This window comes from Bacteroidales bacterium MB20-C3-3 (assembly GCA_035609245.1).
Classification (GTDB): domain Bacteria; phylum Bacteroidota; class Bacteroidia; order Bacteroidales; family UBA932; genus Bact-08.
Map to the genome: position 1 here is coordinate 621,245 of CP141202.1, position 20,421 is coordinate 641,665.

Consider the following 20,421-nt stretch of genomic DNA (forward strand, 5'->3'; position numbering starts at 1 on the left):
TAAAACTTTGCAAAATTGGCTTTTTTTTAACAAACTCCTTGATTTAATTGTTTATTTTTGCGCAAAAGGAGACACTATTAGAATCTTAAGAAAAATATTAACTGTATTGCTCTTCCTGGTGGCTCTGGCACCGGTTGCGGCGTATGTTGCCCTGCAAATTCCTGCTATACAGACCTATTCTGCCCGTAGAGTGGCCTCTGTACTCTCTGAAAAATTTAGTGCCGATGTTTCTATTGGAAGGGTCTATTACATCTTTTTTAACAAGCTCATTGTAAATGATTTCCACATTCTATATTCAGAGAAGGATACACTGGTCAATTGCGATAAACTATCCGTTTCAATATCAGCTACAGACCTGATAATGAATTCAGAAATAACTCTTAAAAGACTTCATTTACACGACGGGATAATAAATTTGGTCAACGAAACAGATTCATCAACAAACCTTTCTCGCATTTTCAATTTTAAAAAAGAGAAAAATGACACATCTGGTTTTAAACTTCCCGATTTCATTGCAGGAGAGGTTAAACTTCACAATTTCAGATTTAGTTACAGAAACCCTTATTCCGGAACAGAGACTAAAGATGGAGTGATAAATTTTTCCAACTTATATTTAAATAAAATCAATATTCATATAAGAGGTATCGAATCTCACAGTGATACCCTATACGCAGAGGTTAAGAATATATCATTTGAAGAGAGAAGTGGTTTCAATATAAAAAGTTTACAAGCCTCACTTAAATTCACATCTAATAATATTTTGCTGAGTGAGCTTGATATAGCTGAAAGTAATTCTCGGCTCACAGCACATAGCTTTAGTATGGGGTTCAACTCTTTTAAAGATTTCTCATCATTTACAACAAGCGTAAGGATGGAATCTGATTTTGACAAAGCTTTTCTTGACTTTGTCACACTATCCAAGTTTGCACCATCACTAAGTAAAAACAGACTCTCCTTCTATATAACTGGTTTGGTAAGTGGAACATTGTCAAACCTAAAAACTGACAATTTAAAAATCTCATCCCGGTCAGGGCTCACCTATCTTGACATTAAAGCAAGAATATCAGGATTGCCGGTAGCTGATGAGACGATGGCATTTGTAGATGTAGAATACTGTACAACAACATCAAATGATATTGCACAGATTGTTGCTTCAATAAACAGCACCCGCCCGGCAAAGTTTTTCTCTAACCTCTCTCCTCTTGTTAAATACAACTTTAGGGGAAGGCTGGCAGGACTGCTTGACGATTTTGTTGCAAATGGAAATATTACAACAAATATTGGAAATATATATATGGATGTATTGCTAAAAGGCAATGAAAAGCAGGGAGGAGTTTATCTTCAGGGAAATCTCAGGGCAAATGAGTTCAATGTTGGATCTCTTATAAAGAGTAAAGAGCCTGGCAGGCTCACCTTCAACAGCACTATGACAGCCCTGCTTAAGGAGGAGACAAAAGGGGGAAATGAGTTTTATATTGACAGTATATCTGTAAAATTGCTCGAATTCAATAATTATCCATATACAAACATCAGTGCTACCGGAAGTTATTTAAATGACAGATTTGACGGAAAGATTATTTGTCACGACCCAAATCTGGATTTCCTATTTCAGGGAATAGCCGGACTCTCTTCAAAGAGTGATTCATATTATGATTTCTATGCAGATGTCATGTATGCAAATCTCTTTAACCTGAATCTTGATAAAAGGGATTCTGTATCCTCTGCAAGCCTGAGGACACTTGCAAAATTTACACAGAAGATTAGCGGCGAGATTCTGGGTGATATACAGGTAAGAGATATGGAGTACACAAACAGCAACGGGAAATTTGACATTGGTGACATATTTGTAAAATCAAGCTCAGGAAGAGATATTTATGAGGCCTCCCTATCATCATCCTTTGCCAGAGCTACATACAAAGGGAGTCATTTTATAGACCGGTTCATAACAAGACTGACAGAGGATTTGATATATAAGCATATTCCAAATCTTGATTCAAGAGATGAAGAGGAGTTGGCAAAGAGAGGTGATAACAGAGGAAGTTATAATCTCAATCTTATTTTATCAGATACAAGATCAATTTCACAACTTCTTCTTCCTGGTTTCTTTATCTCCCCCGGAAGTAAATTAGACATCAATATAGCAAACGAAGGACCTGTGAAGATTAATCTCTTCTCAGGGACAGCCGGCTATATGTCAAATATTGCCAATACCATCAATATATCTGCCACTTCAGGAGAGGAGGGTGCTACAGCATTAATTAAGGCAGACCGAATAAAATCAGGTGGTCTGGAGATTAACAATCTAATGGCAGATGCAGAAGGGGTGAACAACTCAATTGGGCTTAGAATAGAATATAGCAATCAGACAAAACTTAAAAACAGTCTCTTGTTTGACTCAGATATATTTATAGGAAAAGGGGCTGACAATAAAAGTAATCTTTTCACCATAAACATAAACCCCTCTGAGCTTTACTTTAATGATTACAAATGGATTCTGGATAAATCTTCCGTTACAATCTCAGATTCTCTTTACAGCATAAAATCTTTTCTTGCCCACAATAACAAACAGCTACTTCATATTGATGGGACAATCTCTGATAATCCTGACGATTCACTCACTCTCTCCATGGCAAACCTGGACATCTCCCCTCTTAACTACTTTATAAATGGGGGACTGGGTGTAGAGGGCCTGTTCACCGGCAAAGCAACAGTTACATCCCTTTATTCAAACCCCAGAATCCTTGTCAATATAACAGGAGATAGTGTCAGGGTAAACAAAGCAAATGTTGGAGAGTTAGATTTATACAGCGAATGGGACAACTCCAGGCAGATATTCAATCTAATGGCGAGAAGCAGGTTGGAGGGGTCAATCCCGATGTATGCTACCGGGACTCTCTCTCCTTCAAAAAACTATCTTGACTTAAGTGCAAACCTTGACAGATTTCAGGTTAAATATTTTGAACCATTCCTCGATGATATAATTGGAGAGTCATCCGGCTCTCTATCAGGACTTCTCAGGTTAAACGGCACAATGGACAGATTGGTATTGTCAAGCAGCAGGGGTATGCTTAATAATGTCGGATTCACTGTGCTTTTCACAAAAGTTCCATATATACTTAACGGGCCCTTCTCAATTGAAGAGAGCAAACTGATTGTTGAAAATGCAACAATCAAGGACAGAGCAGGAAATAGTGGCAGAGTTAACGGGGGCCTAAGCTTTCCATACTTTAGTAATATTGCTTTTAACACAAAAATTGATTTTTCTAATCTGGAGTGCATAAATACAACTGAAAAAGATAACGAGAACTTTTACGGATTGGCTTACGGAACAGGAAATATATCTATTACCGGACCCGTTCAAAAAATACTGATGGATATATCTGTCACAACAAACAGAAATACAGCAATCCATATACCTCTTCCAAACACATCTGTAGCTTCAAGAACAAACCTGCTAAGTTTTGTTGCCCCTCCTGAGGAGAAGATAGAGAACGAGTATTATAACGAGTATGGCTATGTAATACCTGTAAAGAGTAAGGATGAAAAGAGATCTTCTGAACTGGAGGTCAAACTTAAAACCAGAGTCAATACAGATGCGGAATTGCTGATTGAGATTGATAAATCTGTAGGGGATGTTATCAGAAGTTACGGAAACGGGTTAGTTAACATTGATGTTAATCCTTCCAGGGATATTTTCACTGTTCACGGAGACTACATTATTAACAGGGGATTCTACACATTTGTTCTTCAAGGGATATTTAAAAGAGATTTTAGTATTAAGGATGGTGGTAACCTCTCATTTAACGGAGATATTCTTAAAACGAGACTAGATCTTACTGCCATTTATAACACTAAGGCATCTGTAAATACCCTTATTGCCGATACAAGCTCCGTAAGCAACAGAAGGAATGTTGAGTGTTCAATCACGATGCAGGGCGAACTGCTCAATCCAAGACTGGGATTTGGTATAAACATACCGGATATAGATCCATCTACCAAAGCAAGGGTGGATGCTGCCCTGAACACAGATGACAAAGTTGTAAAACAGGTAATGTCTCTTCTCGTATCCGGAAGTTTTATTCCTGACATTCAATCCAGCATTGTAAATAACTCCACTCTCCTCTATTCCAATGCCACAGAGGTTCTTTCCAATCAGATAAACAACATTTTCAATCAATTGGACATACCTCTTGACTTCAGCTTTAACTATCAGCCGGGACAAAACGGAAGAGATATATTTGACGCTGCTATTTCTGCTCAGCTCTTTGATAACAGGGTTATTGTGAATGGTAATATTGGCAGTTCCAGGTATACCAATCAGAATAGTGATGTTGTTGGTGACATTGATGTTGAGATAAAACTGGACGATAAAGGCAGATTCCGGGCTAAGGCATTTTCTCACTCGGCAGATCAATACTCAAACTATCTTGATAATAGCCAGCGAAGCGGTGTAGGCCTTGTTTACCAGGAGGAATTTAACTCATTCCGTGAACTATTCAACAGACTCTTCAGAAGCAAAAAAAAGAGAGAAAAAGTTACTAAATAACTACATCACAAATCTTCCCTATCAATGTCCTGTCATAGGGGGTCTCTATTCTAATATAGTTTCCTGTATAACCAAACATCTTACCACCCTTTACAGTGCTTTCATAGAGCACTTTCTCATCCCTTCCCCTGTTTTTTTCAACAAAACTATTGTAAAGAGAGTCAGAGAGGGCTGTTAATCTCTCTACCCGCTGGTGTTTTTCGCTCTCTGCAACCTGTCCGTTAAATCCGGCGGCAGGGGTGTTAGCCCTTTTTGAATAGGGAAAAACATGGAGAAATGATGGTGACACTCTCTTCAGAAAGTTGTAAGTCTCCTCAAACTCCTCATCTCCTTCACCAGGAAAACCTACAATAACATCTATTCCCAGAAATGCATAGGGCATTTTTTCTCTAATCAGCTCTATCCTCTCTTCAAAAAGTCCTGTATTATAGCGTCTTCTCATTAAAGCAAGAATTTTGTCGCTTCCGCTCTGCAGCGGGATATGGAAATGTGGGAGGAATTTACTTCCGGATGATATCCAGTCGATAATCTCGGGAGTTATAAGATTGGGCTCTATAGATGATATTCTGTATCGTTCAATACCCTCGACACTATCAAGCCTTTTTATCAGATCAATAAACCTCTCTCCGGTAGTTTTTCCAAAGTCCCCTGTATTAACACCTGTAAGCACCACCTCTTTAATCCCTCTGCCGGCTATTTCAGAGGCCTCTTTTACTATAAAATCAATTGTATGATTTCTGCTTTTTCCCCTTGCAAGTGGGATTGTACAATATGAGCAGTTGTAGTCACATCCATCCTGGACTTTAAGAAAGGATCTTGTTCTGTCATCAGATGAGTATGCAGGGAAGATTGTCTCAATGTTTGAGATTTCGCATGAGAAAGCCTTAGGGGCCGGTTTTGTTCCTGATTTATCTCTTAAATCAGAGACTCTCATAAAGAGATTCTGCTTTTGATCAGCACCTAGCACCAGATCAACACCCTCAATATCTAGTATTTCCTGAGGCTTAAGCTGAGCATAGCATCCGGTTACAGCAACTATCGCCTCCGGATTTTGTTTGTGCAGCTTTCTTATAGCATTCCGGCATTTCTTGTCAGCATGCTCTGTTACCGAACATGTATTGATAACATATATATCGGCCTCTTTTCCGGAAGGTACCTTCTCAAATCCGTGTTCTACAAACTGCCTCGCTATAGATGAGGTCTCAGAATAGTTCAATTTGCAACCAAGTGTAAGAAAAGCTACCCGGTTGCCTCTGTTTTCATTCATCTCCATTGATTAGTATGATATGGTTACTCTGGATGCCTCAACTTTGCCTCCTATTGGCGGATTCATCTTGGCAACAGAAATTGTTGCCTTTTGTATCTGCGGAAAAGTTGTTTTAGCTCTTTTAATAACTCTTAAAGCTACATTCTCCAGCAACTTAGAAGGAATTTCCATCTCCTCTTTAATGATGGTGTACAAATCCTGATAGTTAAGCGCATCCTCAAGTCTGTCCGACTCTCCGGCTTCATAAACATCGCATTCGGCAGAAAAGTTCACGATGAATTTGTTCCCAATAATTTGCTCCTCGCGGAAATGTCCGTGATATGCATAAAATTCCATGTTCACCAACTCTACCAATGATCTTTGAATATCCTCTTTTTTCATAATATAAATACACAGGGTTTTTTATTAAGATCAGGCCTCTCTGCCCTCCACTGAGATATTGTTCTAGTTACAACAAATGAATCTGGCAATGTAATATTTGCAGCAATACACAATTTTGTGTTTGAAGAGCAAACATCAAGAATATCAGAAAGTATTGAGTTATTTCTATATGGAGTCTCAATAAAAATCTGGCTGGCTCCTGTTGAGAGAGAGAGAGACTCAAGTTTTTTTATAGCTGTCCTTCTCACTTCAGATTTAACAGGAAGATAGCCATGAAAATGGAAAGACTGACCATTCATTCCGGAACCGGCAAGTGCCAGAATTATTGATGATGGACCGCTCATTGGAATTACCCTGATCCCTCTGCTATGCGCAAGCGCAACCAATGAGGAGCCTGGATCTGCCACGGCAGGAATTCCTGCCTCACTTAACAGCCCTGCATCATTTCCGTCCAAAAGGACTTTTATATAATTCTCAATTTGATCCTCTTTTGTGTGTTCATTAAGCTCATACAGGTTGAGACTCTCAACAGAGCCTTTGTGACCTGCAGCCGAAAGAAATCTTCGGCCACTCCTTAGCTCCTCTACAAAAAAGTGGGTTAGGCCGGGAATAACTCTTAATACTCCCTGGGGAATAACTTCATTAAGTTCCATACTTCCCAGAGGGGTTGGAATAAGATATAGTACTCCACTACTCTGCATCTTTTTTTTCGCAAAGGTATGAAAATTTTGTACCTTTAGGGAATGGAAGAGTTCAACACTGCAAGGCTCTCTTTTCTTGGAACCGGTACATCGCAGGGAGTTCCTGTTATAGGCTGCGAGTGTAAAGTATGTAAATCAGAGAATTCAAAAGACAAAAGACTCAGATCATCAGTTCTGATAGAGTATTTGGGATTCAAAATTTTAATTGACGCAGGACCGGATTTCAGGCAGCAGCTTTTGAGAGTTAAGATTAAAAATCTTGATGCAATCCTTTTAACGCATGAACACAAGGATCATACAGGGGGGCTTGATGATGTAAGGGCATTCAATTACATTAACGGCAGGGCACTTCCCATTTATTGCGAGGAGAGAGTTCTAAGGTCGCTGGAGAAGGAGTATTCATATGTTTTTGAAGAGAACAGATACCCCGGTGTCCCTGAGTTTGACATAAGAGTTATTGATGAGAACATATTTGAAATAAAGAGAGAGAATGGCAGATCAGGAGAACCTGGTGTGAAAGTTATTCCGGTAAGGGTAAGTCACTATAAACTACCTATTTTGGGGTTTAGAATAGGAGATATCACCTACATAACAGATGCAAATAAAATTGAAGATAAAAGCTACAAACTTCTTGAGGGGTCAAAAATCCTGGTCCTAAATACAGTCAGACACGCAAAGCACATATCTCACTTTAGTCTTGCTGAGGCCATTGAGGTAGCAAAAAAGGCAGGAGCTGAAAGAACCTTTCTTACACACTTATCTCATCAGATTGGAACCCACGAAGAGCTCTCTGCTGAGTTACCACCCGGTATATTTGCATCTTACGACGGTCTTACTGTTGAGATCTGATTAAAATATTAACATTTATGGCTACAATTAAGATTAAGACCGCAGGTATAAGAGGAGCATCCGGCCTTGTTGGTGTCGCTGTAAAAAGGGAGCTGGAGAGTGATGGGTGGATTGTTAAACAAATTCCAAGAAATTTCTCTTCAGAAGATTTTAAAGGTCTTGATGTTGTGATAAATCTTGCCGGTCATTCAATTAACTGCAGATGGAGAGAGAGTGAGAAGAGAGAGATAAGGGAGAGCAGGATTAATACAACATCAAAGATAGTAAATGCTATTAAAGAGTGTGGAGATGAGGCTCCTGCCCTGCTGATTTCTGCCTCAGCCGTGGGAATATATCCAGCCTCAGAGATTGCCTCTCCTGATAATGCATATGATGAATATTCAGAAGAGAGGGGATCCGGATTTCTCTCTGAGGTGTGTATTGGCTGGGAGACCGAAGCTTTAAAAGCCTCCTCATTTACCAGGGTGGCGGTAATAAGACTTGGAGTTGTAATCTCATCTTCAGGGGGAGCATTCCCAAAGCTATCTCTGCCATTCAAACTAGGACTATCTGTCAGATATGGGAGTGGTAAACAACCACTAAGCTGGATCTCCCTTGAGGATGTTACAGGAGCCGTTAAGCTAATAATCAATGATTCATCCATTAAAGGAGCGGTGAATTTGGTAGCACCACAGATTATTAATATGAGTGACGTAAAAAGCTTATTATCCGGCATATATAAGACGCTAATCCCTCTTCATCTTCCAGATTCTATTCTAAAAATTGCAATGGGAGGGTCTCACAAACTCGTAACTGAGGGTCAGAATGTTAAACCATCAGTACTGTTATCAAAAGGGTACAATTTTAAACACAAAACACTGGGAGAGACTCTCCGCAGGTGATACATATTTAAATAAACAAAAGAAATGGCAAAGACTTTATTAAACAAGTTCGTTAAATCTCTGCCAAATCTTTATAAGGCAGCAATTCAAAGCAACGACGAGGACAAATTTTTAAGTTCAATCCGCGCCTATGCTTCTTTGAAGATTGAAGAGAATATCTCTGCAGAATCTGTAAGGTGTGCTAAAACAATACTTACAATTGCAGAAAACGAAAACAAAACAATTTATGAACTATCCAAGGGTGAGAAGATCTTTATAGAGACCTTCTCTCTGCTATGGAGTTTTTTAAGAGAGAGTGGAGATTATCCATCCAATACTGATATTTACGAAGATTTGCTAAATCTCTTTCTTATTGCCGAGGGAGCTAAAATTATAAAGCAACCATCAGAGAAAAAAGTAAGAGAATGGATGAGGAGATGGCCCTCCGGAATTGAGAGAGAGGTCGCAGATAAAAGAGATGAGGTAAAGAGAAGATTAATAGTTCAGCTGGTTAAGAAAATTGAGAAGAGAGGAGCTGTTGGTTCAAGATACACCTTTTCAGAAAATATGACATATCAGGAGAAGGTTAAAATGGTGGAGATCTGGTGGAGTGACTTCCGTTTTCACCTCTCAATGGCAGCCAGGACACCTGGTGAATTAAACCACTATCTTGAGGAGTCACTACCGGTTAGAGTCATCAAAAACCTAAGCAAAGCCAGGAATAAGGGGATTCCCTTTTTTGTCACTCCATACTATCTCTCTCTGCTAAATACGGATGAGTCCGGTTTTGACGACAATACAATAAGGAGTTACATAATTTACTCAGAGGCTCTTGTTGAAACCTACGGTAATATAAAAGCCTGGGAAAAGGAGGATATTGTCCAGGCAGGAAAACCAAATGCTGCCGGTTGGATTTTACCGGAGAGCCATAGCATTCACAGAAGATACCCTGAGGTTGCCATAATGATTCCGGAGACCAGGGGAAGAAGTTGCGGAGGCCTCTGTGCATCTTGTCAGCGAATGTACGATTTTCAGAGAGAGCGTTTGAATTTTGAACTCGATGATCTTAAGCCCAAAGAGCAGTGGGAGGTAAGGATGAAAAAGCTTATGAACTATTTCAGGTCTGACTCACAGCTTAGAGATATTCTTATAACAGGTGGAGACGCTCTAATGACAAGCAACAAAAATCTCAGAAAGATACTTGAGGCTGTCTTATTAATGGCAAAGGAGAAGAGGGATGACAACAAAAACAGGGAACATGGCAAGAAGTACGCAGAACTCCAGAGAGTAAGACTCGGTTCAAGACTCCTCGCCTATCTTCCATCCAGAATTGACCAAGAGCTCATAACTATACTCAGAGAGTTCCGGGAGAGAGGCTCCGAGGCCGGAATCTGCCAGTTTGTTGTACAAACACATTTCCAATCGCCCCTTGAGGTTACTCCGGAAGCAAAAAAAGCTGTTAAAATGATTCTCTCAGCAGGTTGGACTATTTCAAACCAGCTTGTATTCAATGCAGCTGCATCACGGAGAGGACACACTGCAAAGCTTAGACAAGTTCTTAACTCTATTGGCGTTATAACATATTATACATTTTCAGTCAAAGGATTTGCTGAGAACAGAACTCTTTTTTCACCTAACAGCCGCTCAATTCAGGAGGCAACGGAGGAGAAGAGTATCGGAAAGCTATCCCCCTCTCAGGCAAAGGAGCTTAATCAGCTATTTCTCTCAGGTAAGAATTTTTCAAAAGAGATGAAAGAGTTTATGAGAAGAGACGATATCCCTTTTCTTCCAACCGACAGGAACGTTTTGAATCTTCCGGCCATTGGTAAAAGTATGACATTTGAGATGGTTGGAGTAACAAAAAGGGGTGAGAGGATACTAAAATTTGATCACGACAGGACAAGAAAACACTCCCCTATAATTGATACAATGGGTGATGTCTTCATTGCCGAGAACAGATCAGTTGCCTCATATCTTAGGGAGATTGAGGGTATGAGAGAGAACAAAAAAGAGTATGAATCAATCTGGAGCTACACAACAGGTGAAACTGAGCCGGTCTTCTGGCTATTCAAATACCCAAACAAAGGGCTTGGCTTTACAGATGAAATGACAAATATCGCTATTTAACTGATTACCCCTGAGCCGATTAGTTCGTCGCCATCATACCAGGCGGCGAATTGACCGGATGTTATCCCTCTCTGAGGTTCTTCAAAAATTATATAGATCCCCTCCTCTCTTCTGAAGAGACGGGCTCTCTGCAGGGGTTGTCTGTACCTTATCCTTACAAGATAATCTCTAACCTCTCCGGAGTACATTTTAAGATCTTCCCTTATATTATGGATTTCAGATGAGGAGATAAAGAGCCCCTTTCTGTATAGACCCGGGTGATTTTGCCCCTCTCCTGTAAATATAAGATTACTGTTTATATCGGTAGATATTATAAAGAGAGGCTCAATATGGCCCCCTATATTAAGCCCCTTTCTCTGACCAACAGTATAGAACTGAGCTCCCTGGTGTTTTCCTATCTTTTTACCTGATTTTTTATCGTATTGAAAAGGTTTGGACATCTCAGGAATATTTTCCTCGTCAATAATATCGTATCCCTTCACATTATAACCTGCAAGCCTGTTTCCCTCATAAAAATCTCTGAACACCTCAATTACATCTCCCTCGACAGAAACCAGTTTCTGCTGAAGAAAAACCGGCAGATCTATCTTGCCTACAAAGCATATACCCTGAGAATCTTTTTTATCGGCAGAGGGGAGTCCGGCTTTTGCTGCCAACTCTCTAACTTGTGGCTTAAGCAATTCTCCTATTGGAAAAAGGGCTTTTGAGAGCTGATTTTGGCTTAACTGGCAAAGAAAGTAACTCTGATCTTTATTAGGGTCTGTGCCTGCCAATAACCTGTGAATCTGGTTGCCGGAGGCATTAATTATTGTCTCTTTTCTGCAGTAGTGACCTGTAGCAACACAATCCGCTCCAAGTTCCAAAGCCATCTTGAGAAAGGCTTCAAATTTAATCTCCCTGTTACATAATACATCAGGATTTGGAGTTCTGCCCTTTGAGTATTCACTGAACATATAGTCTACCACCCTCTCTGAATAGGTAGCACTTAGATCCACAAAATGAAATGGAATATCAAGTTTTTTTGCAACCAGCTTTGCTATAGTAAGATCATCTTTCCAGGGGCAATCACCGTGCAGAGTACCTGTAGTATCATGCCAGTTCTGCATAAACATACCTATAACATCGTGCCCTGCCTCCTTCAGAAGAAGAGCTGCGACACTGGAGTCCACTCCTCCTGAAAGTCCCACTGCTATCTTCATAACTATTGAAAATAAAAAAGGGGCAAGCTGAATATATCGCACCGCTACAACCACCTACCCTTGCTGCCTTCCGGCCCTGGGGGAGTTCAGTGGGAGCTGGTCGTATATGACTTACCCCGGCACAAAGATAATACAAAAATTCAAAATGGTGAAATTATCTCTCAGGCAGATTGTCAAAAGAGAATGGAAGGAGAGATGAGACACTATCCATAACTTGTGTAATTCTATCTCCTCCAATAATAATCTTTATAGGCTTACCGGATCTGTTTTCAGACTCTGCCATCACCTGACGACATGCTCCGCAAGGATATGTGGGATCTTCACACAAATGTCCATCAACAGAGGCTGTAACAGCGATTGACTCTATATTTGAATCCGGATATCTGGCGTGTGCATAAAATATTGCCACTCTCTCTGCACACAACCCGGAAGGATAAGCAGCATTCTCCTGATTACTTGCAGCTATAACCTCTCCATTAGAGAGTCTCACGGCTGCACCCACATTAAAATTTGAATAGGGAGCATAGGCTGATTTTGCCGCATCTGCTGCCTTTTTGAGAAGTTCACTGTCCTGTTGTTCAAGTCCCGCCCCCTTGGGGAACTCCTCGTATGTTATGCTGATTTTCTTCTGACTCATCATTGAATTGTTTAGAATCACGCAAATTTAGTAAATTTGTGCGACTGAGAGATTTCCTGAAATGAATTATTTTAAAGGCTGTTTGCTTGTTCTTCTTTTCTCTGTGTTTTGCACTGCAGGTTTGCTGGCTCAAAAAGAGACAAGATTAAGATATATTGAGACATACAAAGAGCTGGCAATAAAAAACATGTCAACCTACGGAGTTCCTGCCAGCATCACACTGGCACAGGCTTGTCTTGAGTCAGGAGATGGAAATTCAAAACTCGCAAAAGAGGGCAATAACCACTTTGGAATTAAGTGTCACAACTGGGAGGGTGAGAAAATTTTCCACGATGATGACCAAAAGAATGAGTGCTTCAGGAGTTATCCAAAAGCCGAGGATTCATTCAGGGACCACTCAGAGTTCCTTAGATTCAGAGAGAGATATAAATTCCTCTTTGACCTTGATCCAAGAGATTATAAAGGGTGGGCCTATGGTCTAAAAAAGGCAGGTTACGCAACAAATCCGGCCTATCCTCAGCTTTTAATAACTATCATAGAAGATTACCAGCTCTACAAGTACGATTTATCCGGAGAGACCTTGCCTCCTCCCCCATCTGAGCTTGAGAAAGAGAGAGAGTATAGTGCTCCCGCAGGTACAAACCTGTTTCAAATTTCTTTGTCAAGAAAAATTATGGAAAGGAATGGCGTTCCGTACATAATTTCTGAAGTTGGGGAGACCTGGGAGTCTCTGTCAGAAGATTTCAATCTCTTTACCAGAGAGCTTCAGCGGTTTAACGATGCTGATAGAGAGACCACTTTAGTACCTGGTTCGGTTATATACATTGAGGCTAAGAAAAACAGGGGGGAAAGCCTTATAACAAGCCATGTTATTGAAGAGGGTGAAACAATAAAAGGGCTCTCTCAGAGATACGCCATAAAAGAGAGGTCTCTGCGAAAACTTAATAACCTAATGCGAGATGAGGAGCCTGTTCCGGGCGTAATCATAAAACTAAGATAATTGATGAAGAGAAAAGCGATTTACATAGCCGCAGCCATACTTCTGTTCTCTGCCTCCGCTGCCGTTTTTACAGTGTGGCATATTATGTACAGAAACAATACAATTAAGGAGAGCGTAATATATATAAATGAAAAATCATCTCCTGATGAGTTTTTTCAAATTGCAGAAGCATCCGGTTCTGTTAAAAATCTCACCACTCTTCGCTATACTTCAAAAATTGAAAAATTATCCGTTGCCGAACCCGGAAGATATATTATTAAACCGGGGATGGGCAACAGAGAGATTGTGAGGATGGTAAAATATGGCTGGCAAACTCCGGTAAAACTCACAATATCCGGAAATATAAGAACTAAAGAGAGATTAGCAGGTATTCTATCCAGGAACATAAGGCCTGATTCATTAAGCATACTGAATATGCTTAATAATGATTCTCTTGCAGAATCATTTGGGTTTAATAAGGCGACATTTATTGGAATGTTCATCCCTAATACCTATGAGGTCTTCTGGACAATCACATCTGAGGATATTGCCAGGCGTTTTAAGAGAGAGTTTGACTCTTTCTGGAGCGGTGAAAGAGTTGAAAAGGCAAAAAATATTGGTCTCACTCCTGTGCAGGTAATAACTCTTGCCTCAATAGTTACAGAAGAGAGTAATGTCAGAGAGGAGTATCCGGTAATAGCCGGGGTGTATCTAAACAGAATAAAGAAAGGTATGCCTCTCCAGGCAGATCCTACTGTTAAATATGCTGTTGGTGATTTTTCGCTAAAACGGGTATTGCATAAACATCTTGAGAGCAACTCTCCCTACAATACATATAAACATCCGGGGCTCCCCCCCGGCCCCATTACAATTCCCTCTGCTGAAGTGATTGATGGGGTTTTGAATCGTGCAAAACACAACTATCTCTACTTTTGCGCCAAAGCTACACTTGACGGAACACATGCTTTTTCAGAGACTCTTGCCCAGCATAACAGATACGCAAAGGCATATCAGGCGGCCCTGAACAGACTCAAGATCCGCTGACACTCTCGAGTGCTTTTTCAAAAACCGGATCACCTCCAAAATTGACAACTTTGAAATATCCCTCAGCGCCAAAGAGAGCTCTTGCTGCAAGGGCTTTTACAAAAATTTCTATTTCACCTCTTGAGACAGAAATCTGTTCATCATTTCTGGCAACACCTCTCTTTTGAGCATACTCAATAAGGGATTCAGTAACGGAGCCGTCTGAATTGAACATTTTTACAAAAGAATTAAAATCCGGATATTTTACCCTCCATTTCTCTCTGTTTTTGTCTGCCTCTTCATTCATGAAGTCAAGGATTATACCCTGTCTTGCAATAGTGCCGTAATATACTGAGTAACCTGTTGTATCGGCAGGGATAAAGATGTCCGGCATTATCCCTCCACCACCATATACAGTCCTCTCCTTTAGTAGTGTCTTATATTTAAGAGAATCAGGAAACTGAATACTGTCCCTGCTAAAATACTCACCCCTTGAGTATCTGTCGTATATGGCTTTGTAATATTTATCGGCAGCACCCTCCTCGTAAGGTGACTGGATTACTCTTCCGGATGGAGTATGATATCTTGCAATCGTAAGCCTGAGCTGAGATCCGTCAGGCAAAGGCATCATCTGCTGCACCAATCCTTTACCAAAGGATCTTCTTCCAATAATCACCCCTCTGTCCCAGTCCTGAACAGCACCGGCAAGGATCTCACTTGCTGATGCAGACCCCTCATCAATAAGTACCGCAAGATTGCCTTGTCTGAACACTCCGCTGCCATTTGCTCTCTCTGCCATTCTTGGTACATTTCTTCCCTCTGTGTATACTATCATCTGCCCCCTGTCAAGGAACATATTGGTTATTTCAAATGCTGTTCCCAGGTACCCTCCTGCATTTCCCCTGAGGTCGAGTATAATCCCTTTCCAGCTCTTTCTGCCCCGTTTATTAACTTCATCTGTAATCTCTTTTGCAGAAGTAGCTGAGAATCTGCTTAATTTAATATAAAGAATATCTTTTGAGGGCTCATAAATAACATCAACACTATTTATCGGAATCTTGTCCCTTATTACCTCAAAAGAGAGAACCTCATCAACCCCTTTTCTTGAAATACCCAACTTTACCCTTGTGCCTTTTGCTCCTCTCAGGTATTTATAGACTCTGTCATTAGTAAGATTAGTTGATGCGATAAACTCATCTCCAACTGAAACAATTTTATCGCCCGCTCTTATGCCCACTCTTTCACTCGGCCCTCCAACTACAGGATTTACAACTGTCAGAGTATCCCTGATTATTGAGAACTCAATTCCAACCCCTTCAAAATTTCCTTCAAGAGGTTCATTCATTGCTTTTACATCTGCTGCTGATATATATGAGGAGTGTGGATCCAGCTGACTAAGAGTCTCCTTAATTGCATTACCAACCAATTTTTCATTATTTACGGTATCAATATAATATTGGTTTATATAAAACAGAGCCTGTCCAAATGTATTAATATGATTACCAAGATTAGAGAGATTCTGAGCTTGTAAAAAAGTGCCGGATAAAAATGTTAAAGTTCCAATTATAAGAGAGATGTATCTGATTTTCATTATTTCAATTTTTCTTTAGTTCTATTTCAATAACCATGCCCTCCCTGGCAATATGACTCTCCGGGAAAATCTCTCTTGCCTCTTTCAGCGAAAGTTCGAGATCTTTATATCTGGAAGAGAAGTGTCCCATTAAAAGTTTTGCAACTCCTGCATCCAGTGCAATTGCTGCTGCCTGTCTGGCTGTGGAGTGAAATGTTGCCTCTGCTGTTTTTATATTATCTTCCAGAAAAGTTGCTTCGTGATAAAGGAGGTCCACATTTGCAATCCATTCAGGCAGTTGTTTAAATGGAGCAGTATCTGTACAGTAAGCAAATGACCTGGGGGTATAAGGGATGTAAGAGAGTTCTTCACAAGAGAGTAAATCTCCGTTATCTCTTACAATATCACTCCCCTCTTTAAGCCGTGCAATCTCCCATAATGAAAGAGAATATTTATCAATCAGATGTTTGTGAATATTTCTTTTTGGGCTCTTTTCCCTGAATAGGTAACCATAGCAAGTTGTTCTGTGATTAAGGGGAAATGATAGAACCTCACAGCTTTTTGTTTCAAAAATCTTTTCCGGGCTATTACCTGAGACTATTTTATGAACTACAGAATACTTAAACTGAGCTCCAAAATGGGTTAACAGTGAATTAAGAATCGGAGAGAAGTTCTCCGGAGCATATATAAACAAATCACTGCTTCTCCCGAGCAGGGACATTGTTGATAACAGACCAAACAGACCAAAAATATGGTCTCCGTGTATATGAGTTATAAATATCTCGTTTATCTTAAGAAAGGAGATCCCCTGTCTCCTCAGCTGCATCTGACAACCCTCTCCGCAATCAATTAAAAACAAGCGCTCATGAACATTCAGAACATGAGCGCTTGGAAACCTGTTCACCGTGGGAAGTGCCGAGGCAGTTCCCAAAGTTGTCAGTGTGAAATTCATTAATTGTTAGCGGCTTCTTCTTTGCTTTCCATCTCGCTCTTAAGAGCTGCAAGTTCGCTGATGTCGCCGAGAGTTGTCTTTTCAAGATTTGCTTTAAGCTTCTTTACCGCTTTTTGTGTAGAGTCGCCCTCATCAATTTTCTCTTTTACCTCTTCTCTGCGTGCCTCTTCGTTGATTCTTGTGTGTGAAAGCACAATTCTCTTTGTTGACTTATTAAATTCAAGAACCTTGAAATCTAATTTATCCTCCAGTTTTGCAGGTGTTCCATCCTCCTTTACAAGGTTTCTGGTGCTTACATAACCCTCTACACCGTAAGGGAGTGCAACAGCTGCACCTTTGTCAACAAAAGCAATCACAGTTCCTTCGTGAATTGAACCGGTTGTGAAAACTGATTCAAATACATCCCAAGGATTCTCCTCTAATTGTTTGTGTCCAAGGCTAAGACGGCGATTCTCCTGATCAACCTCAAGAACAACAACCTCAAGCTTCTCTCCTACTGCAGTAAATTCTGAAGGGTGTTTAACCTTTTTAGTCCATGACAGATCACTAATGTGAACAAGTCCGTCTACACCCTCTTCAAGCTCTACAAAAACGCCAAAATTGGTGAAGTTGCGAACTGTTGCAGTACATTTTGTTCCAACAGGATACTTTTCTGCGATGGTTGCCCAAGGATCATTCTTAAGTTGTTTGATACCAAGAGACATCTTCCTTTCATCACGGTCAAGAGTGAGGATAACTGCCTCAACTTCGTCACCAACTTTAAGGAAGTCCTGCGCGCTGCGTAGGTGAAGTGACCATGACATCTCAGATACGTGAATAAGACCTTCAACACCTGGCTGAATTTCAATAAACGCACCATAATCTGCGATGACAACAACTTTGCCTTTAACCTTATCACCAACCTGTAGCGTCTGATCAAGAGCATCCCAAGGATGTGCATTAAGCTGCTTAAGACCAAGAGCAATTCTCTTTTTAGTATCATCAAAGTCAAGAATAACAACATTGATCTTCTGGTCAAGCTGAACTACCTCTTCAGGGTGATTTATTCTTCCCCATGAAAGGTCTGTAATATGGATAAGTCCATCTACACCGCCAAGGTCAATAAATACACCATATGATGTGATATTCTTAACAACTCCCTCAAGGATCTGACCCTTCTCAAGTTTGCCAATGATATCGGCTTTCTGAGCTTCAAGTTCTGCCTCAATAAGAGCTTTGTGAGAAACAACAACATTACGGAACTCGTGATTGATCTTAACAATCTTGAACTCCATTGTTTTGTTTACAAATATATCGTAATCTCTGATAGGCTTAACATCAATTTGTGAACCAGGAAGGAATGCTTCAATTCCAAATACATCCACAATCATACCACCTTTGGTCCTGCACTTGATGTAACCTTTTACAATTTCATCTTTATCAAACGCTTCGTTTACTCTGTCCCATGAGCGGAGTGAACGCGCCTTTTTGTGGGAGAGGATCAGCTGACCCTTTTTGTCCTCTGCGTTTTCAACATAAACTTCTACTTTATCGCCTACAGCAAGGTCCGGATTGTAACGGAACTCATTGATGCTTATAACACCTTCACTTTTGTATCCGATGTTAACGATAACCTCTCTTTTGTTGAATGTAACAACAGTACCTTCAACTACCTCATTTTCGCTTACCTTTGAAAGAGTCTGGTCATACATATCTGAAATGACACTTTTGTCATTATCATAAACGTTGTCTGTTTCAAATGCATCCCAGTCAAATTTGTCAACAGGTACAGAGATATTACTCTTCTTTTTCTTTGGAGCAGCCACCTCTACAGCAGCATCATCCTCAATGAAAGCATCCAGCTTTTCATCATTTTTTGCGACGATCTCAATCTGATCTTCGTTTTCGATTTCTTTAATTTCTTTAGACATGTTAAATAAGTGTTTGTTCTACAAGTAGTTAGACTTTATTTATAATCCTGTTAAGGAAGACGCAAAATTATGAATTTTTTTTGATAAAAAGCACTTATCTTTGGCATTTTAACAAAATAACCAGTAAAGAAATGAAGAAAGAGAAAACATCTTCCATCAAATCATTCACCGGCAATTTCTGGACAGCTATCAGTATGGAGTTCCTTGAGAGGGGTGCGTACTACGGAGTAATGTCTGTTCTGGGTGTCTTTTTAATTCTTACCCCACTTGAGGGGGGGCTCGGATTCAGCAAAGAACAGGCGGGAGCCATACTCGGCACAATACCTCCTCTGCTTTATCTTTTACCCATTATTGCAGGAGCAATTGCAGACAGATACGGATACAGAAAGGTGCTGTTTTTTGCCTTCACCTGTATGATTCTTGGATATGGTTTCACCGGACTGTCAAACTCATATTTCCTTGTTTTCCTCTCCCTTATTCTTATGGCTCTGGGAGCAGGATTCTTTAAACCTGTAATTTCAGGGACTATTGCCAGAACAACTAATGAAAAAAACTCAGGTCTTGGTTTTGGAATATTCTACTGGTCAATTAACCTTGGTGCATTTCTATTTCCGCTTATTCTTGTTCCGATACTTAAGGCTCAGTCATACAGCTATATTTTTTACATGGCTTCTATTACAGCAATAGTGCTCTTTCTGATAAACTTATTTGTTTATAAAGAACCGGAAAGGGTTAAGAGCAATAAAACCATTGGAGTAGTATTAAGCGAAATGCTTATGGTACTTAAGGACTGGAGGTTTATACTTATGATTTTCCTTTACTCCGGATTCTGGATTCTTTACTTCCAGATGTTTGGGACTGTCCTCTGGTATGTCAGAGACTACCTGGATATGACACCGGTAAATAATGCAGTCAACTCTTTTCTTGGACTCTTCGTTGACAACCCATCCTGGAAGTTTGATGTTGAACATGTTACCGTTATTAATGCGGGTGTAATTATACTGCTTCAGCTTGTAATATCTTCCATTGTTAAAAACAGGCCCGCTCTCCCTACTATGATTACAGGTATAGGTTTGGGGACTATTGGCATGCTTATTCTGTCAGTATCAAATACACCGTGGATTTTTATACTTGGTATTATGACATTCACAATTGGAGAGATGACCACTCATCCAAAATTCATTTCATACATCGGACTGATAGCCCCTCCTGACAAAAAGGCTCTATACCTGGGTTACTCATTTCTCTATGGAGTAATCGGAAGCAGCATAGGTGGCTTCCTTGGGTCAAGATTATATATAAAATATGTTGACGAACTGGGAAATCCATCTGCTCTATGGACAATTCTCTCTGCAATCGGGCTGTTCAGTATGATTTCTCTATGGCTCTACAATAAATTTATTGTAAAGAAAAGCTAGAA

General features: G+C 40.2%; 15 protein-coding genes and 1 other RNA gene. 7 read left to right on the forward strand and 9 right to left on the reverse strand.

Annotated elements, in window-relative coordinates:
* Positions 1–7 precede the first annotated feature (7 nt).
* Positions 8–4,546 (forward strand): hypothetical protein, encoded by a 4,539-nt coding sequence (locus tag U5907_02765; protein ID WRQ33578.1) that lies wholly within the window; start codon positions 8–10, stop codon positions 4,544–4,546.
* Here U5907_02765 and mtaB read toward each other — a convergent pair.
* Genes mtaB through U5907_02780 form a run of 3 tightly spaced genes read right to left on the reverse strand, consistent with a single transcriptional unit; the run spans position 4,539 to position 6,895 of the window.
* Positions 4,539–5,813, reverse strand: a complete 1,275-nt coding sequence (mtaB, locus tag U5907_02770) for a tRNA (N(6)-L-threonylcarbamoyladenosine(37)-C(2))-methylthiotransferase MtaB (GenBank protein ID WRQ33579.1) — start codon at positions 5,811–5,813, stop codon at positions 4,539–4,541. The genes U5907_02765 and mtaB overlap by 8 nt on opposite strands.
* A 9-nt stretch (positions 5,814–5,822) precedes the next feature.
* Positions 5,823–6,194 (reverse strand): dihydroneopterin aldolase, encoded by a 372-nt coding sequence (gene folB, locus U5907_02775; GenBank protein ID WRQ33580.1) that lies wholly within the window; start codon positions 6,192–6,194, stop codon positions 5,823–5,825.
* Positions 6,191–6,895 carry an SAM-dependent methyltransferase gene (locus tag U5907_02780; GenBank protein WRQ33581.1) on the reverse strand — a complete coding sequence of 235 codons (705 nt, stop codon included), beginning with the start codon at positions 6,893–6,895 and terminating at the stop codon, positions 6,191–6,193. The genes folB and U5907_02780 overlap by 4 nt, the downstream gene beginning before the upstream one ends.
* Before the next feature lie 42 nt (positions 6,896–6,937).
* Between U5907_02780 and U5907_02785 the strand changes: the two genes are divergently transcribed.
* Genes U5907_02785 through U5907_02795 form a run of 3 tightly spaced genes read left to right on the forward strand, consistent with a single transcriptional unit; the run spans position 6,938 to position 10,731 of the window.
* Complete coding sequence (locus U5907_02785; protein ID WRQ33582.1) at positions 6,938–7,744, forward strand: MBL fold metallo-hydrolase; 807 nt, start codon at positions 6,938–6,940, stop codon at positions 7,742–7,744.
* A gap of 17 nt (positions 7,745–7,761) precedes the next feature.
* Positions 7,762–8,625: a TIGR01777 family oxidoreductase gene (locus U5907_02790; GenBank protein WRQ33583.1), complete on the forward strand. Its 864-nt coding sequence runs from the start codon at positions 7,762–7,764 to the stop codon at positions 8,623–8,625.
* A gap of 24 nt (positions 8,626–8,649) precedes the next feature.
* On the forward strand, positions 8,650–10,731 hold the full coding sequence (locus tag U5907_02795) for a KamA family protein (GenBank protein WRQ33584.1): 2,082 nt from the start codon (positions 8,650–8,652) through the stop codon (positions 10,729–10,731).
* On the opposite strand, the gene mnmA is transcribed toward U5907_02795, so the two are convergent.
* The 3 genes from mnmA to cdd all read right to left on the reverse strand — a co-directional run bounded on the left by mnmA (position 10,728) and on the right by cdd (position 12,567).
* A complete protein-coding gene (gene mnmA / locus U5907_02800; GenBank protein WRQ33585.1) occupies positions 10,728–11,930 on the reverse strand; it encodes a tRNA 2-thiouridine(34) synthase MnmA in 1,203 nt (400 codons plus the stop codon). The two genes, U5907_02795 and mnmA, sit on opposite strands and share 4 nt — an antisense overlap.
* Before the next feature lie 17 nt (positions 11,931–11,947).
* Positions 11,948–12,047, reverse strand: an RNA gene (gene ffs, locus U5907_02805) — signal recognition particle sRNA small type.
* Between the two features lie 37 nt (positions 12,048–12,084).
* A complete protein-coding gene (gene cdd / locus U5907_02810; GenBank protein WRQ33586.1) occupies positions 12,085–12,567 on the reverse strand; it encodes a cytidine deaminase in 483 nt (160 codons plus the stop codon).
* Between the two features lie 61 nt (positions 12,568–12,628).
* Between cdd and U5907_02815 the strand changes: the two genes are divergently transcribed.
* Complete coding sequence (locus U5907_02815) at positions 12,629–13,567, forward strand: glucosaminidase domain-containing protein (GenBank protein ID WRQ33587.1); 939 nt, start codon at positions 12,629–12,631, stop codon at positions 13,565–13,567.
* Positions 13,568–13,570: 3 nt separating this feature from the next.
* Complete coding sequence (gene mltG, locus U5907_02820; GenBank protein WRQ33588.1) at positions 13,571–14,590, forward strand: endolytic transglycosylase MltG; 1,020 nt, start codon at positions 13,571–13,573, stop codon at positions 14,588–14,590.
* On the opposite strand, the gene U5907_02825 is transcribed toward mltG, so the two are convergent.
* The 3 genes from U5907_02825 to rpsA are packed head-to-tail and all read right to left on the reverse strand — an operon-like array spanning position 14,577 to position 19,001.
* Positions 14,577–16,160: a S41 family peptidase gene (locus tag U5907_02825; protein WRQ33589.1), complete on the reverse strand. Its 1,584-nt coding sequence runs from the start codon at positions 16,158–16,160 to the stop codon at positions 14,577–14,579. The genes mltG and U5907_02825 overlap by 14 nt on opposite strands.
* A gap of 4 nt (positions 16,161–16,164) precedes the next feature.
* Positions 16,165–17,091: a ribonuclease Z gene (locus tag U5907_02830; protein ID WRQ33590.1), complete on the reverse strand. Its 927-nt coding sequence runs from the start codon at positions 17,089–17,091 to the stop codon at positions 16,165–16,167.
* Positions 17,091–19,001, reverse strand: a complete 1,911-nt coding sequence (gene rpsA / locus U5907_02835; protein ID WRQ33591.1) for a 30S ribosomal protein S1 — start codon at positions 18,999–19,001, stop codon at positions 17,091–17,093. Before rpsA ends, U5907_02830 begins: the two co-directional genes overlap by 1 nt.
* Before the next feature lie 131 nt (positions 19,002–19,132).
* Here rpsA and U5907_02840 point away from each other — a divergent pair, with 131 nt between their 5' ends.
* The gene (locus U5907_02840) at positions 19,133–20,419 is read left to right on the forward strand and encodes an MFS transporter (protein WRQ33592.1); all 1,287 of its coding nucleotides are present in this window, start codon (positions 19,133–19,135) and stop codon (positions 20,417–20,419) included.
* The last annotated feature ends 2 nt before the right edge of the window (positions 20,420–20,421 follow it).

Bases quoted from the DNA above. Each gene is read 5' to 3' on its own strand.
- mtaB (WRQ33579.1), bottom strand. From the start codon at position 5,813: ATGAATGAAAACAGAGGCAACCGGGTAGCTTTTCTTACACTTGGTTGC.
- folB (WRQ33580.1), bottom strand. From the start codon at position 6,194: ATGAAAAAAGAGGATATTCAAAGATCATTGGTAGAGTTGGTGAACATG.
- U5907_02780 (WRQ33581.1), bottom strand. From the start codon at position 6,895: ATGCAGAGTAGTGGAGTACTATATCTTATTCCAACCCCTCTGGGAAGT.
- U5907_02785 (WRQ33582.1), top strand. From the start codon at position 6,938: ATGGAAGAGTTCAACACTGCAAGGCTCTCTTTTCTTGGAACCGGTACA.
- U5907_02790 (WRQ33583.1), top strand. From the start codon at position 7,762: ATGGCTACAATTAAGATTAAGACCGCAGGTATAAGAGGAGCATCCGGC.
- U5907_02795 (WRQ33584.1), top strand. From the start codon at position 8,650: ATGGCAAAGACTTTATTAAACAAGTTCGTTAAATCTCTGCCAAATCTT.
- mnmA (WRQ33585.1), bottom strand. From the start codon at position 11,930: ATGAAGATAGCAGTGGGACTTTCAGGAGGAGTGGACTCCAGTGTCGCA.
- cdd (WRQ33586.1), bottom strand. From the start codon at position 12,567: ATGAGTCAGAAGAAAATCAGCATAACATACGAGGAGTTCCCCAAGGGG.
- U5907_02815 (WRQ33587.1), top strand. From the start codon at position 12,629: ATGAATTATTTTAAAGGCTGTTTGCTTGTTCTTCTTTTCTCTGTGTTT.
- mltG (WRQ33588.1), top strand. From the start codon at position 13,571: ATGAAGAGAAAAGCGATTTACATAGCCGCAGCCATACTTCTGTTCTCT.
- U5907_02825 (WRQ33589.1), bottom strand. From the start codon at position 16,160: ATGAAAATCAGATACATCTCTCTTATAATTGGAACTTTAACATTTTTA.
- U5907_02830 (WRQ33590.1), bottom strand. From the start codon at position 17,091: ATGAATTTCACACTGACAACTTTGGGAACTGCCTCGGCACTTCCCACG.
- rpsA (WRQ33591.1), bottom strand. From the start codon at position 19,001: ATGTCTAAAGAAATTAAAGAAATCGAAAACGAAGATCAGATTGAGATC.
- U5907_02840 (WRQ33592.1), top strand. From the start codon at position 19,133: ATGAAGAAAGAGAAAACATCTTCCATCAAATCATTCACCGGCAATTTC.